The organism is Vibrio sp. YIC-376 (assembly GCF_052353105.1).
In the GTDB taxonomy this organism is placed as follows: domain Bacteria; phylum Pseudomonadota; class Gammaproteobacteria; order Enterobacterales; family Vibrionaceae; genus Vibrio.
The window spans coordinates 15,216-29,086 of the sequence record NZ_JBBWFK010000028.1; the positions used below are offsets into that span (position 1 = coordinate 15,216).

Below are 13,871 nucleotides of genomic sequence, written 5' to 3' on the forward strand. Positions count from 1 at the left end.
GTTAATAACTTGATCCAGGGCGCAAAGCACACAGCTATTGATCTTAAATCAGTGGTAGAATACCTCCTTTAAAAGAAAGCCTAACAATTGGAATTACGGAATGACTGAATTAAAAAATGATCGTTATCTGCGTGCACTTCTTAAAGAGTCGGTAGATTACACGCCAGTATGGATGATGCGTCAGGCAGGTCGTTACCTACCAGAATACAAAGCAACTCGTGCTCAAGCGGGCGATTTCATGTCTTTGTGTAAAAACGCGGAGCTGGCGTCTGAAGTAACTCTTCAACCTCTGCGCCGTTTTCCTCTTGATGCTGCAATCTTGTTCTCTGATATCCTGACGATCCCAGATGCTATGGGGCTAGGACTGCGCTTTGCGGCTGGCGAAGGTCCAGTATTTGACAACCCAATCACATGCAAAGCTGATGTGGAAAAAATTGGCCTTCCAGATCCTGAAGGTGAGCTGCAATACGTGATGAACGCGGTACGTCAGATCCGTAAAGACCTGCAGGGTGAAGTGCCATTGATCGGTTTTTCTGGCAGCCCATGGACACTAGCGACTTACATGGTTGAAGGTGGCAGCTCGAAAGCGTTCACTAAGATCAAGAAGATGATGTACGCTGAGCCGCAAACTCTGCATCTACTGCTTGATAAGCTCGCTGACAGCGTGATTGAGTACCTGAACGCACAGATTAAAGCAGGTGCGCAGTCAGTTATGGTATTCGATACATGGGGTGGTGTACTGACTCCTCGTGACTACAACTTGTTCTCATTGCAATACATGCACAAAATTGTTGATGGCCTGATCCGTGAAAACGATGGTCGCCGTGTTCCAGTGACTCTATTTACTAAAAATGGCGGTATGTGGCTAGAACAAATCGCAGCGACAGGCTGTGATGCTGTCGGTCTGGACTGGACTATTAACATTGCTGATGCGAAAGCACGTGTCGGTGACAAAGTTGCATTGCAGGGCAACATGGACCCATCAATGCTTTACGCGTCACCAGAGCGTATCCGTGAAGAAGTGGCAGGTATCCTTGAAGGTTTCGGTGATGCTGGTACTGGCCATGTATTTAACCTTGGTCACGGCATTCACTTAGATGTTCCGCCAGAAAATGCAGGCGTATTTGTGGAAGCGGTGCACGAGTTATCTAAGCCATACCACAAATAATCTCGATTTTTCGAAATTCAATACCGGCATCTATTGCCGGTATTTTTTTGTCTGAAGTTTACCGCTGTACAGCTCTTATAGTATTTGGCCTATCATGTTCTAATTACTGTTTAATCTGTACAGGTGTAATATTAATTATTTAAAAACAAATGGTTATTTTAATTTGGTTTGCGATGATTTTTATTATGTACAGATAAACAAGCAATTAGATCATAGGTAACCTAAAGCATCGAATGGATGCGCTTTTGCAGGTAAGGAACAACATCGTCTTCAAACCATGGGTTTTTCTTCAGCCATAAGGTATTGCGTGGAGAAGGATGGGGAAGAGGGATAAAATCCGGTTCCCATTCCTGCCATTGCATAACGGTTTGAGTGAGTGTTTTGGGTTTGTTTGTCAGGTAATACTGCTGTGAATATTGGCCAATCAATAATGTCAGCTCGATATTCGGCAGTTGTTTAAGCAGCTTCTGATGCCAAGCGGGCGCACATTCCTTACGTGGTGGCAAGTCTCCGGATTGGCCTTTACCTGGGTAGCAAAATCCCATCGGCATAATCGCCACCTTGCTTTCGTTGTAAAAGGTTTCTTTATCGATATCCAGCCATTGACGCAGCCGGTCACCGCTCGGGTCATTCCAAGGAATCGATGTTTTGTGTACACGAGTACCAGGTGCCTGACCAATAATCAGCAAACGGGCTTCTTTTCCTGCTTGCACTACCGGGTTAGCGCCTAACGGTAGATCGTGAGCACAAAGCTGACAGGCTCGAACTTGCTTTAGCAGTGCGTCTAGTGACATTAGTACCTTAGTATCCTTTATCGAAATCGACTCTATAGTTGAGAGACAAGCCATCCCGCCAACGGAGGTAGTTGTCGGTAAATATCTCCGCCACTTGCTCAGGGAAACTAAGCGCAGCAATGTGTGGTGTGATTGTCACTTGTGGCAACTTCCAGAAAGGGTGCTCCTGAGGAAGCGGCTCTTGTTCAAATACATCCAGAATGGCGTGTTCTATCCAACCCTTCTCGAGTGCAAGTAGCAACCCAGTCTCCTCCAGTACATTCCCTCGACCCACATTAATCAGTATGGCTTGTTCAAGGTGGGATAGTGTTTCGCTATTAAGTAAGTAAAGCGTTTCTGGCGTACTTGGCAAAGTGTTGACGACAATGTCTGCCTGTTGCAGGGCACTCGCCAACTCATTAATGCGGTACGTTTGACTGAACTCTCCACCTGCCGTTGGGATACCAGAACGATTGACGCCGATGGTCTTGATTCCCATTGCTTGTGCTGCCTTACCTAAGTAAGTGCCGATACTACCCGTCCCGAGAATGGCCATGGTTTTACTTTGTAGAGAGCTGTATAAGTGCGGTTGCCACTGTCTACTCTGCTGTTGCTGGTGGTAGCGATTAAAGTGTCGATAGTGAGCGATGCAATATCCAATCACATATTCAGCGATGAGTGGTCCAAAGATGCCGCGCACATTAGTGAGGGTATAATCCCGACGCAAAGTGGGGGACATCAGAGTGTTCACTCCAGCAAATGTGGATTGTACCCACTCAAGTTGTGAAAACTCGTCTAACCTTTCTGGTAGCAGAGGCGGATCGGCCAGCACAATTTGGGCTTCATGTGGTGTATCTGTAACGCTTAGATCGGGCAGGTTTTTCTCTGCCAGTAACGTTTTGTAGGTGTCACTATGCTCTGAGAGCAGGAAAATCTTATTTGGCTGCGGCATTAACTTTTTTCCCTGTGATGAATCAAGTACACTTTCGCTGTTTTTTTCTTCAATGATTGAGTGACTATGCTTAAGAATCCTCTTCAGGTTCGTTTAGAAAAACTAGAACCTTGGCAACAAATTACCTTTATGGCGTGTCTGTGTGAGCGCATGTATCCAAACTATGCGATGTTTTGTGAGAATACAGAATTTGCTGAACCGCGCGCTTACCGAGCGATTCTTGATAGTGTATGGGAAATTCTGACAGTAAAAAGTGCGAAAGTGAACTTTGAACGTCAGTTAGAAAAACTTGAAGATCTTTTCCCAAGCGCAGATGAGTTTGATTTCTACGGCGTATATCCAGCGATGGATGCGTGTCAGGCACTATCTACGCTATTGCATGGCCTGTTGGATCGCGATTACCTTTTCGATTCAATGCTTAAAGTGAGTCAACAGTCTGTCCAAACCGTCGCTGATCTAGAGCAGGCACAAGGCAGTGAGCCTATCACCAATGACAATCAAAAAGAAAACCAAGCCGTGTGTGAGGAGTGGGACGTTCAGTGGGCTATTTTCCGCCCATTGCGTGAAGCGACCGAGCGTGACATCAGTTTGATTAAAGACTTGCGTGAAGAGCTTCGTGAAGAGGGTGTAAGCAATATAGGTATCGCGCTTTAATATCCTGTCGAACTGTGAAAAAGGCATCCAATAGGATGCCTTTTTACTTGTGGGTGTTAAACAGTTAAGCGTCTTTCGGGTCTGTTTTCTAGGCTTTCTGAGCGTCTTGCTCTTTGACCAGCTTCTCCGCCGCTGATTCTTCGTCGTCATCGCGGCTTTCGATTACGCCGTGCTTCTCTTTCCATTTTTCCCAACGCTGATACGCCAGCTCTTGCATGTCAGTACTTTTATCTGCTTCATCGATGATCTCTTCGCCGACCAGATGCTCAAAGATATCCTCTAACGTAACCAAGCCTTGTACCGTTCCATACTCATCAACCACGAGCGCAAGCTGCAGGCGATGTGTCATCATCTGATCGAAGACTTTCGGCAGTGCGGTATTGTTTAGCACCACCTGAATTGGACGCATCACTGCGCCAAGTTGTTTTTCACCGCAGCCTGATTGCTGCAGTTTGAATAGTTCCAGACGATGCACAAAGCCAATGATGTCATCTTTCTGCTCACTATAAATTAAAGGACGAGAGAAAGGAGTATCTTTATGTTTTACCAGAAACTCGTTGATTGTCATTGCTGCATCGACACGAAAGACCACTGGGCGAGGAGTCATCACCTGAGTGACAGGGACATTTTGAATGCCAAGCAAGTTGCTCAGGATTTTTGATTCACCTTCTGCGAATTCACCACTTTCCCGCGCGAGAATCGCCATTGCTGATAATTCATCACGCATCTTCGGTGCTTCGTGGTTACGTGCAAGGCGCTTCGTGATCTGCTCTGAGAACCAAACGAATGGTGTTAAGGCCCACACCATCCAGCGCAGAGCTACAGCGGCGGTAGGGGCGAGCTGACGCCAATAGGTTGCCCCGATAGTCTTGGGCACGATTTCAGATAAAACCAAAATCGCCAGCGTCAGTACCGCAGAGAAGAGTCCAAGCGCTTCACTGCCGAACACCACCGCTGCCTGCGCGCCGGCGGTTGCCGCACCAATCGTGTGTGCGATGGTGTTAAGGGTCAGAATGGATGCAAGTGGGCGATCGATGTCTGATTTGAGTTTAGAAAGCTGCTCTGCAGCAGGATGCCCCTGTTGATTGAGCTGCGCGATGTAGCTCGGACTGATACTCAGTAGTACCGCCTCCAGTACCGAACAGATAAACGAAATGCCGATAGCAATAGAGATATAGATGGATAACAGCAGCATGGTTGCCCTTGAAAGTTGTTTGATAGTAGTTATTTGCGACAATTATAGCCGCAAAAGTGCGATATAAATTGCGCCAATTACGTTGGAAAGCAAGGGTTTTAGGATGCTATGTGGTAACAAATTGTGAGTTATTACTCATATTATGGCTAAAAGTACGTCATAAAATCGAAAGATCACTTACAAACCTTTGCCAGATGGGGCATTTATGCTTTAGAGTGAGACGAATTCGATAACCTATAAGAAGGGAAACCTAATGAACAAGACCCAATTAATCGACTTTATCGCAGAGAAAGCAGATCTATCAAAAGCACAAGCAAAAGCTGCTCTTGAAGCGACTCTTGAAGGTGTGACTGGTGCACTTAAAGAGGGCGACCAAGTTCAACTAATTGGTTTTGGTACATTCAAAGTAAACCACCGCGCTGCACGTACTGGTCGTAACCCTAAGACTGGCGACGAGATTCAAATCGCAGCTGCTAACGTTCCTGCATTCGTAGCAGGTAAAGCACTGAAAGAATCAGTAAACTAAGTTAGAATGCACCGAGGTTTCCTGCCTCGGTGCAATTTTATGAACAAACATCTACTCACTTCACTTCTCCTCTCTGGCCTTTCTCTTGTTGGCTGTTCATCCGTCGAAACTCCGAATCTAGAACAATTTACTCATTTCTCTGGTGGGAAAGCGGAAGGCGATGCAAGCAGTTTGTATTGGATGACCGAGCGACTTACTCGTGTCAGCACTGCTGCGGACTACGTTACTGCAGGAGATTACGGTTGGTACCAAAGTGACTATCGCTGGGATGAAGGGGAACTACGGGAGTTGACTCGAAAGGGTAATCAGATTGATGCCAAGCTTGGCATGGTACCTTTTCAAATCCACATCCGTTTCAATAAAGATGGTGAGGCTGTCTACCAGCAGTACCGAGTTAACAACAAAGTTCTGCCATTGCAGCATGAGCAACTAGAACAATTTAAGGCACAGGCTAATGGCGTGGTTTCTTCCGTAAAAGAGCGCTCTCGTAATGGTCAAAGCTTGATCCAAGGCTACTGGAACGGTGAGTTGTTGGAAACTTGCGCGGGCAAAGAGTTTTCGACGTTAGAGTTTAATCAAACGCTGCCTAAATTTGTGATTGACCGATTATCATCTGAAGATAATTACATTGCCTTTATTGGTAAAGCGTCACGGAATAAGGTGACGGTAGATGAGCTACTGTTACTTAAAAATGATGATTTTGACTGTGTAAGACGGCCAATGCTTCTCTCTGAATAATCTCTTTTTCGAACAACAAAAAAGGCGCTTAACGCGCCTTGTTTTTAGTAGCCAACTGATGTTGTCATTATTTTGATTGCTCACGTGCGATAGCACGGTAGCCAATATCATTACGATGGAACATGCCATCCCAGCTGATCTGTTTGGCTAGTTCATAAGCACGTTGCTGAGCTTCTGAAACACTGTGACCCAGTGCCGTTGCACAAAGTACTCGGCCACCGTTTGTCACGACATTACCGTCTTTGTTTTCGGTACCTGCGTGGAAGACTTTCTCACCTTCGACTTCGGTCTGAGGTAGACCTGAAATCACATCACCTTTAGTGTAATCGCCAGGGTAACCACCTGCAGCCAGAACAATACCGATTGACGCACGTGGATCCCATTTTGATTCCACTTGGTCAAGTTTCTTGTCCACAGCCGCCAGACAAAGTTCAACTAAATCTGACTGCATACGCATCATGATTGGTTGAGTCTCTGGATCACCGAATCGACAGTTATATTCGATTACTTTTGGTGTACCATCTTTATCGATCATCAGGCCCGCGTATAGGAAACCAGTGTATGGATTGCCTTCAGCTGCCATACCGCGAACCGTTGGGTAAATCACTTCTTCCATAATGCGGTTGTGGATTTCTGGTGTTACTACTGGAGCTGGAGAGTAAGCACCCATACCGCCAGTGTTAGGGCCAGTGTCTTTATCACCCACACGCTTGTGGTCTTGGCTGGTGGCCATTGGTAGTACGTTCTCGCCGTCTACCATGACGATGAAGCTTGCTTCTTCGCCATCAAGGAACTCTTCAATAACCACGCGACTACCCGCTTCACCGAAAGCGTTGCCAGCCAGCATATCTTTAATCGCATCTTCCGCTTCTTCTAGCGTCATTGCAACGATTACGCCTTTACCTGCTGCAAGGCCATCTGCTTTCACAACGATAGGTGCGCCTTGCTCACGAACGTAAGCCAATGCTGGTTCAATTTCAGTGAAGTTTGCGTACACACCAGTTGGGATTTTGTGACGAGCGAGGAAGTCTTTCGTGAACGCTTTTGAGCCTTCAAGTTGAGCGGCAGCCTGAGTAGGGCCAAAAATAGGAAGACCCGCTTCGTTAAATGCATCGACCACGCCGATAACGAGTGGTGCTTCAGGACCAACGATAGTCAGTTCAATCGCGTTCTCTTTTGCAAATGCAACCAGAGCTGCGATGTCTTCTACGCCAATGTTGACGTTTGTCAGTGTAGGCTCAAGCGCTGTGCCAGCGTTACCAGGTGCGATGAATACAGTCTCAACATTCGGGTTTTGAGCGGCTTTCCAACCTAGTGCGTGTTCACGACCGCCAGCGCCGATAATTAATACATTCATTTTTAATCCTTTTTATCACGGTAGTGATGAGAGTTCAGAATACAGAGCGCTTCGCTTACAGAATACAGAACAGCAATTTTCAGTTCTGTATTCTCAAAGGGTGCGCAGCGCCTGTTCTGTATTCTGGTCTCTTAAATTAGTGACGGAAGTGACGCATACCCGTAAAGATCATTGCCATGCCGTGCTCATCAGCTGCTGCGATAACTTCATCGTCACGCATAGAACCGCCAGGCTGAATGACACACTTGATACCTGCTTCGGCCGCTGCATCAATACCGTCACGGAATGGGAAGAATGCGTCAGATGCCATTACGCTGCCAGCGACTTCCAGACCTTCATCTGCAGCCTTGATACCTGCGATTTTCGCTGAGTAAACGCGGCTCATTTGGCCTGCGCCCACACCGATAGTCATGTCACCTTTTGCGTAAACGATCGCGTTTGATTTCACGTATTTCGCAACTTTCCAGCAGAATAGGGCATCTTTTAGCTCTTCTTCTGTCGGTTGACGTTTAGATACCACTTTAAGGTCATCCAGGCTTACCATGCCTTGGTCGCGGTCTTGAACCAGTAGGCCGCCGTTAACGCGTTTAACGTCAAAGCCTGTAGTTTTAGTCGTCCACTCACCACACTCAAGCAGGCGAACGTTCTTCTTCGCTGCAACCACTTCGATTGCTTCTGCTGATACTGAAGGTGCGATAATAACTTCAACAAATTGACGTTCAACGATAGCTGTAGCTGTTTCCGCGTCTAGCTCTTGGTTGAATGCAATGATACCGCCGAAAGCAGACGTTGGGTCTGTCTGGTACGCGCGGTTGTATGCTTCCAGGATATCTTTACCTAGTGCAACACCACATGGGTTAGCGTGTTTTACGATCACACATGCTGGCTCGCTGAATTCTTTCACACACTCAAGCGCTGCATCAGTGTCAGCAATGTTGTTGTAAGAAAGTGCTTTACCCTGAATTTGGCGTGCAGTAGAAACTGATGCTTCTTCCGGGTTCGCTTCAACGTAGAATGCTGCTGCCTGGTGGCTGTTTTCACCGTAGCGCATGTCTTGTTTTTTTTCGAACTGCTGGTTGAAAGTGCGTGGGAATTTAGATTCTTCATCCCCTTCTTTGTTCTCACCGTAAGATGGAACCATAGTGCCGAAGTAGTTTGCGATCATGCCGTCGTAAGAAGCAGTATGCTCAAATGCAGCGATAGCAAGGTCGAAACGAGTTTCCAGAGTCAGAGACTTGTCGTTTGCATCCATTTCTGCAATTACGCGGTCGTAGTCGTGTGCATTAACAACAATCGCTACGTCTTTGTGGTTTTTCGCTGCAGAGCGAACCATAGTAGGACCACCGATATCGATGTTTTCTACTGCGTCAGCAAGAGTACAATCTTCTTTAGCAACGGTTGCTGCGAATGGGTATAAGTTAACGACAACCATGTCGATTGGGTTGATGCCGTGTTTTTCCATCACTTCATCGTCTTGACCGCGACGGCCTAGTACGCCACCGTGAACTTTCGGGTGCAGCGTTTTAACGCGGCCGTCCATCATTTCTGGGAAACCAGTGTAGTCAGAGACTTCAGTTACAGCGATGCCTTGCTCAGCAAGTAGGCGAGCTGTGCCGCCAGTAGATAGGATATCAACACCACGCTCAGTAAGAGCTTGTGCAAACTCAACAATACCTGTTTTGTCTGATACGCTGATTAGCGCGCGGCGAATAGGACGAGCGTTGTTCATGCTTCCATTTTCCTCAAATTCACGGAGTTAAAGATGTTTGCCAAAAATGAACTTGTTTTTACCTCTTGGGGTAAAATATTGGCCAGTTTTGGTAAAGACCTTTTCAGGGTGTTTCCTGTTAGAAAACAGTCTCCACTATTTGATGGCGCGTATTCTAACCAATTTATTACAAAAAAGCTCGCGCAATCGTTTGGCATCTCAAAAATAATTGCAAAAAAGTCGATCTTTAGCTTTTAAAGTAACGAGATAGTTAATAAGGAAAGTTATGTTTCAGATAGGTGAACTGGCGAAACGCTGTAATGTGACAGCCGATACATTGCGCTTCTACGAAAAAAATGAACTGATTAAACCCGCCGGACGAAGTGAATCGGGCTATCGCCTTTATAATGAAGAGAATCAAAAGCAGGTGCGATTTATCCTCAAAGCCAAAGAGCTCGGGTTGAGCCTGGATGAAATTAAAGATCTGCTGGAAATCAAATTAGAAGCGACCGAACATAGCTGTGCAGAGGTAAAAGCCATCACTTCTGCTAAGCTAGAGCTGATTGATGAGAAAATTAATGAACTCACAAGAATTCGTCGTGCACTGAAGAAAATTAACGATGCTTGTTGTGGTCATGTTAATGATGATGCAAGCCACTGTTCTATCTTAGCTGCATTGGAATAGCCTCATCTTTGTGTCATTTCCTGTGAGATCGTACTCGTAAGTACTGCATCGCTAGAAACAAGCCATGTTCCTCCCTATAATCTCTCTCTTTTTCTGGCTAAGAAAAAGGGCATTCCATCGTTACCAATGTGATGCTCATCAGGTAGATAGGAGAGAGAACTAACATGGTTGGAGTCTATTTTCAGATCAACGACTGGGTTTTGAGTGTTGATGAAAATAAGTTGTACCGACAAGGTAGGGAAGTCACTGTCGAGCCGCGTTTAATGAATCTTCTGTATTTCCTTGCCAATAACGCTAATAAAGTTTTCACCCGTGAAGAGCTGCTATTGTCTGTGTGGGATGGCGCGTCAGTAACAGAGCAAGTAGTGACTCAATCTATTTTTGAGTTGCGCAAGTTGTTGCGAGATGGGCGGGAAGAATATCACAGCTATATAATGACGGTACCTAAGCGTGGCTATAAGCTGGTGGCAGAGGCTTCAGAGATGACGGTAAAGGAGTTCATGGCATCTCTTCGTGCGGATAGCCAAAATATTTCCTCACTGATTATTGAGGAGCAAGGATTTGCATCAAACGACGCTAACTTAAGTCCTATTGCTCATTCACTGGCAAAGACAGCGCGTGAAATGTCTCAAGTATCTTCCTTACTGCCAAAAATAAGCTTAAGACTTCAGGTCTTGTGTCTTGCTTTACTAGGTATAGTGGTTGCCATGATAGGTACGTTTGCCTACAAGAAGACAGAAGTAGACTATCCACAGAGAATCGATACTCATCTTATAGAATTCAAAATCCAGAACAACGTTAGCAACACCGGAATGAGTGATGACTTTGCTGATGGCCTTACGAAAAAGTTAATGTCGGATGTTGCTCAGGTCAGTGACTATCGAGTTATGCAGAAGAGTTCCTCATTCGTTAAGGGAGCTAAGCCTGGGAAATCAGTGATGGTAATAATCAGGCAAAATGAGGACATCAGCTTTTTAGAAGTTGAGTATCGTACCCACGTTTCAGAAGAAGCACTGTTTCGTCGTTTATATTCCTTAACTGATAGCGATTTGAGAACGGTACTTCAGCAAGCTTCATTAAGTTTGATGGAGATACTGAACGTGTCTGATGCCAAACTCAAATCCACAATGCTGGTGGCTGGTCTCCCGATGACTACCAAGGCATTAGAACTGCTTGTTCAAGCTAATCATTACTTAAAAGTGTCAGATGCCAATCAGTATCAATATGGTATTGAACTACTGGAGAACATCTTAGAGATTGAACCAGACAACGCTTATGTGCAGGCTGAGTTATTGGTTGCTTATCACGTCCAGCAAGCGTTCGAACCGGAACGCAAGTCAAAAGAAGTGAAACTCAAGGAACTTCAAGATGCGTTGGAAGTGAATGTAAAAATGGTTTCTGGGCAGATGCAACCACGTATATACGAAGCTCTTGCGTTGCATGAAACTGTCTTTGGTGAGTTAGCGAAAGCAAAGCGATATTTGGCCCAAGCTCTAAAGTTACGTGAATCCGTCCTTTCTTATGTGATTCGCGGGAAACATGCGGAACTGGATGGAAACCGAAAGTTAGCGGATGAATCCTACCGTGACGCCCTCTATATAGATACATCTCTAGAGACTTACTTATTGTGTGAGAATTTGGTTTTTACAAGTGAACTAGAGATAGACCGTGCGCCCGATCAATTGGCTTTGCAGGAAAAGGTTGGAATGCTTTAAACCAAACACTCGACAGCGATTAGCCCTTCACTAAGATGAGGGGCTTTTTGTATTTCCTATGCTCAACAACAAATGGCAGATAGCCCTTGAGCTGGTGGTTATTAACTAACGGCAGAATGATATTAACCTCATAGGCATTCGCATCAATACGCTGATGTGTATCGCTACTAACATAAACGACGCACATTGAGCGAAGATGTTGTCTGATTTGTTATAAAACCGACACGCTAGCTTTATCAGGTATAATAGATTCAATAAGTTATATCGGCTTATATTTTGCTGGTATACCTGTTTATCCTATTTTCTTTGCCGTTTTGAGCGTGGTATTGGGAACAGAAAACAGTCGCAGGTGAACTTGATGAAGTGCTTAAATCATGGTGTAAAACCAGATATCCATATAGACAGCCTTGTTGATGGGTTTCGCTCCCGACACTTAAAAAATGGAGAAATGCTGAGTTACCCTCAGGACGACAACAACCGGGTGTTCTACCTGATGAGAGGGCGGTTAAAGGTGTTTCTTTCTTATGGGGAGAAGATCTTTACCTTAGCGCTGCTGAACCCTGGGGATATCTACTGCACTCATACCCGTGCCTTTGTCGAAGCGATGGAAGAATCGGAGATAAAGAGCTGCGATTTACAGACTTTCTCACAACGTCTGCATCAGCACCCACAAATGATGGGAGTCATGACCCGGGTATTATCTACGACCTTATCCGGCTGTATCGATACAATAGAAAACCTGGCTTTTCGTGATGTAAAAGCAAGATTTGCTGGCTTTTTACTGGGACAGATACCAGAAGAGCATAAAAATAAGCACAATCTATTGGTGACGTTACCGTTGACAACGGAACAGTTGGCTCAGGTTATCGGAACCTCCCGTCAGACGCTATCCAGCCTGATATCTGATTTACAAAAAGAAGACATTATAAAAAGAGAAGGACGGGGCAAGCTGCTGGTTTACTCTCCCCACGATCTTGAACAGATAGCCAACTTATAAAATTGATCAACTGTCAGGTACCTGACAGACATCACCCGCGGCAGTCCATACACTGGTGCTATTCATCAAGATAGCAAGGACAGCTTTATGGGCAGTGTAGATTACAGAACATCTAGATTATTTGAACAAACCGAGTATCAGGACCGAGATAAGGAACTGAATGAGAGAATGTTAGACAGAATTATCTCTCACATTGATAAAGGTGGTGCTAATGCTTTCTGGGAACAGTTCAAGCAAAAAGCAGAACAGATGAGGGCAAACCAGGGCCATATCCGAGATGCACAGTACCTCCTGCACAGCAATGTCTACTATATCCGGGATTTTCTCGAAGCCCATAACGATCAACAGGGGCTGGGTTTATTAGATCAGCTTGAAAGTGATTGTTTTTGATTTACCACAGTATAATCACCGACCTAAAAACACTAGATGCAGATTAATAAAGGAGAGCTTCGATATAAAGCTCTCCTTTTGAGTATATCAATCCATATTTCCAGATCGGCTTCTGTTCAATGGCACCTTGTCCACTACTCACCGCGACAGGAGCGATTCCGTCGTAACTGACAACACAGTGAATGGTGTTACTCTACACACCTCTGCAAGAGGGTGAGCCTAATAGATCAACATAATCAGCATCTTCATCAGCACTACCGCCACGGACAATCCCCGGTTCACTATCCAGATGTTGCATCGTAACAAGATAGAGCGGGTTAGTTTCCAGAACTGGAGGCAATTGTTCCCCGAACTCAGTTCCAATAACTCAACAACCAATTAGATAAAGGTAAACATCTATACAGTCGAGGTAAAGCAAGTCATACAGAGAGGCTTTGTTGCTGCCTGTTTAAGGTAAAAACGGTGGAGTTCGTGTAACGGTGAGGAGCAACGAGGAAATCCAGAGATAAATTTCGGATCTTTTTGTGCGAGTTCATAGTCGCTATCCGCAAAAAGATCCTTTTTAAAGAAGAAAATTGGCCAAGATCGTTCCCTATTTGCACGATATGCTCATTGTTTGTTCGGTTGAAAGTTTTTTTGCAAAAAACGCTTGTACTAATTTCGTAACTCCCTACACTGCGCATCCACCGACACGGAGTGAGACGAAAGTCACGTAGCGAGTCGGAAACGAGAGAAAAAGAAATTTGAAAAAATGCTTGACTCTCAAATCGGGAAGCGTAAGATACGCACCCCTGACACCGAGACGCGAAAGCGAAAGGCGAGTCAGAAAAGCTCTTTAAAAATATAGACCTATCAATCTGTGTGGGCACTCGTTGATGATAATCCAATTAGAAACTTCGGTTTCAAATTAGGTTTCAATGATACGAAGTGACCATTGAATCGCAAGATTCAGCACAGTCAATTCAAACATTACTTATGTAATGTTCAGTATTCATTGAGCCGACAAAATCTTA

General features: G+C 45.2%; 14 protein-coding genes. 8 read left to right on the forward strand and 6 right to left on the reverse strand.

Features of this window, described 5'->3' with window-relative positions; translation table 11 throughout:
* The first annotated feature begins 100 nt into the window (after positions 1-100).
* A complete protein-coding gene (gene hemE, locus WJM94_RS24085; RefSeq protein WP_444496679.1) occupies positions 101-1,168 on the forward strand; it encodes a uroporphyrinogen decarboxylase in 1,068 nt (355 codons plus the stop codon).
* 221 nt (positions 1,169-1,389) lie between these two features.
* On the opposite strand, the gene WJM94_RS24090 is transcribed toward hemE, so the two are convergent.
* The gene (locus tag WJM94_RS24090; RefSeq protein WP_444496680.1) at positions 1,390-1,962 is read right to left on the reverse strand and encodes a uracil-DNA glycosylase family protein; all 573 of its coding nucleotides are present in this window, start codon (positions 1,960-1,962) and stop codon (positions 1,390-1,392) included.
* Positions 1,963-1,969: 7 nt separating this feature from the next.
* Positions 1,970-2,893 carry a D-2-hydroxyacid dehydrogenase gene (locus WJM94_RS24095; RefSeq protein ID WP_444496681.1) on the reverse strand — a complete coding sequence of 308 codons (924 nt, stop codon included), beginning with the start codon at positions 2,891-2,893 and terminating at the stop codon, positions 1,970-1,972.
* Positions 2,894-2,959: 66 nt separating this feature from the next.
* Here WJM94_RS24095 and WJM94_RS24100 point away from each other — a divergent pair, with 66 nt between their 5' ends.
* Positions 2,960-3,547: a YjaG family protein gene (locus WJM94_RS24100; protein WP_444496682.1), complete on the forward strand. Its 588-nt coding sequence runs from the start codon at positions 2,960-2,962 to the stop codon at positions 3,545-3,547.
* An 88-nt stretch (positions 3,548-3,635) separates the two neighbouring features.
* Here WJM94_RS24100 and WJM94_RS24105 read toward each other — a convergent pair whose 3' ends face one another.
* Positions 3,636-4,742 carry a CNNM domain-containing protein gene (locus tag WJM94_RS24105; RefSeq protein WP_444496683.1) on the reverse strand — a complete coding sequence of 369 codons (1,107 nt, stop codon included), beginning with the start codon at positions 4,740-4,742 and terminating at the stop codon, positions 3,636-3,638.
* Between the two features lie 253 nt (positions 4,743-4,995).
* On the opposite strand from WJM94_RS24105, the gene hupA reads away from it, so the two are divergent.
* Together hupA and WJM94_RS24115 are read left to right on the forward strand one after the other, a co-directional pair.
* Entirely contained in the window at positions 4,996-5,268 is a 273-nt protein-coding gene (gene hupA / locus WJM94_RS24110; RefSeq protein WP_005433627.1) for a nucleoid-associated protein HU-alpha, read from the forward strand.
* Between the two features lie 39 nt (positions 5,269-5,307).
* Positions 5,308-6,006, forward strand: coding sequence for a DUF1481 domain-containing protein (locus tag WJM94_RS24115; RefSeq protein ID WP_444496684.1), 699 nt, complete (start codon positions 5,308-5,310; stop codon positions 6,004-6,006).
* Between the two features lie 67 nt (positions 6,007-6,073).
* On the opposite strand, the gene purD is transcribed toward WJM94_RS24115, so the two are convergent.
* A complete protein-coding gene (purD, locus tag WJM94_RS24120; RefSeq protein ID WP_444496685.1) occupies positions 6,074-7,363 on the reverse strand; it encodes a phosphoribosylamine--glycine ligase in 1,290 nt (429 codons plus the stop codon).
* 136 nt (positions 7,364-7,499) lie between these two features.
* On the reverse strand, positions 7,500-9,092 hold the full coding sequence (gene purH / locus WJM94_RS24125) for a bifunctional phosphoribosylaminoimidazolecarboxamide formyltransferase/IMP cyclohydrolase (RefSeq protein WP_444496686.1): 1,593 nt from the start codon (positions 9,090-9,092) through the stop codon (positions 7,500-7,502).
* Between the two features lie 265 nt (positions 9,093-9,357).
* On the opposite strand from purH, the gene zntR reads away from it, so the two are divergent.
* From zntR to cowN, 4 genes are all read left to right on the forward strand, one after another.
* Entirely contained in the window at positions 9,358-9,756 is a 399-nt protein-coding gene (zntR, locus tag WJM94_RS24130) for a Zn(2+)-responsive transcriptional regulator (RefSeq protein WP_444496687.1), read from the forward strand.
* A gap of 164 nt (positions 9,757-9,920) precedes the next feature.
* Positions 9,921-11,471: a lysine decarboxylation/transport transcriptional activator CadC gene (gene cadC / locus WJM94_RS24135; protein WP_444496688.1), complete on the forward strand. Its 1,551-nt coding sequence runs from the start codon at positions 9,921-9,923 to the stop codon at positions 11,469-11,471.
* Between the two features lie 358 nt (positions 11,472-11,829).
* Entirely contained in the window at positions 11,830-12,468 is a 639-nt protein-coding gene (locus tag WJM94_RS24140) for a Crp/Fnr family transcriptional regulator (protein ID WP_444496689.1), read from the forward strand.
* A gap of 87 nt (positions 12,469-12,555) precedes the next feature.
* Positions 12,556-12,858, forward strand: a complete 303-nt coding sequence (gene cowN, locus WJM94_RS24145) for a N(2)-fixation sustaining protein CowN (RefSeq protein WP_444496690.1) — start codon at positions 12,556-12,558, stop codon at positions 12,856-12,858.
* A gap of 193 nt (positions 12,859-13,051) precedes the next feature.
* Here cowN and WJM94_RS24150 read toward each other — a convergent pair whose 3' ends face one another.
* On the reverse strand, positions 13,052-13,198 hold the full coding sequence (locus WJM94_RS24150; protein WP_444496691.1) for a hypothetical protein: 147 nt from the start codon (positions 13,196-13,198) through the stop codon (positions 13,052-13,054).
* Between the last annotated feature and the right edge of the window lie 673 nt (positions 13,199-13,871).

Coding starts and splice junctions, on each gene's coding strand:
- cadC (WP_444496688.1), top strand. CDS start 9,921: ATGGTTGGAGTCTATTTTCAGATCAACGACTGGGTTTTGAGTGTTGAT.
- WJM94_RS24115 (WP_444496684.1), top strand. CDS start 5,308: ATGAACAAACATCTACTCACTTCACTTCTCCTCTCTGGCCTTTCTCTT.
- hupA (WP_005433627.1), top strand. CDS start 4,996: ATGAACAAGACCCAATTAATCGACTTTATCGCAGAGAAAGCAGATCTA.
- WJM94_RS24100 (WP_444496682.1), top strand. CDS start 2,960: ATGCTTAAGAATCCTCTTCAGGTTCGTTTAGAAAAACTAGAACCTTGG.
- zntR (WP_444496687.1), top strand. CDS start 9,358: ATGTTTCAGATAGGTGAACTGGCGAAACGCTGTAATGTGACAGCCGAT.
- WJM94_RS24090 (WP_444496680.1), bottom strand. CDS start 1,962: ATGTCACTAGACGCACTGCTAAAGCAAGTTCGAGCCTGTCAGCTTTGT.
- purD (WP_444496685.1), bottom strand. CDS start 7,363: ATGAATGTATTAATTATCGGCGCTGGCGGTCGTGAACACGCACTAGGT.
- purH (WP_444496686.1), bottom strand. CDS start 9,092: ATGAACAACGCTCGTCCTATTCGCCGCGCGCTAATCAGCGTATCAGAC.
- WJM94_RS24105 (WP_444496683.1), bottom strand. CDS start 4,742: ATGCTGCTGTTATCCATCTATATCTCTATTGCTATCGGCATTTCGTTT.
- WJM94_RS24140 (WP_444496689.1), top strand. CDS start 11,830: ATGAAGTGCTTAAATCATGGTGTAAAACCAGATATCCATATAGACAGC.
- hemE (WP_444496679.1), top strand. CDS start 101: ATGACTGAATTAAAAAATGATCGTTATCTGCGTGCACTTCTTAAAGAG.
- WJM94_RS24095 (WP_444496681.1), bottom strand. CDS start 2,893: ATGCCGCAGCCAAATAAGATTTTCCTGCTCTCAGAGCATAGTGACACC.
- cowN (WP_444496690.1), top strand. CDS start 12,556: ATGGGCAGTGTAGATTACAGAACATCTAGATTATTTGAACAAACCGAG.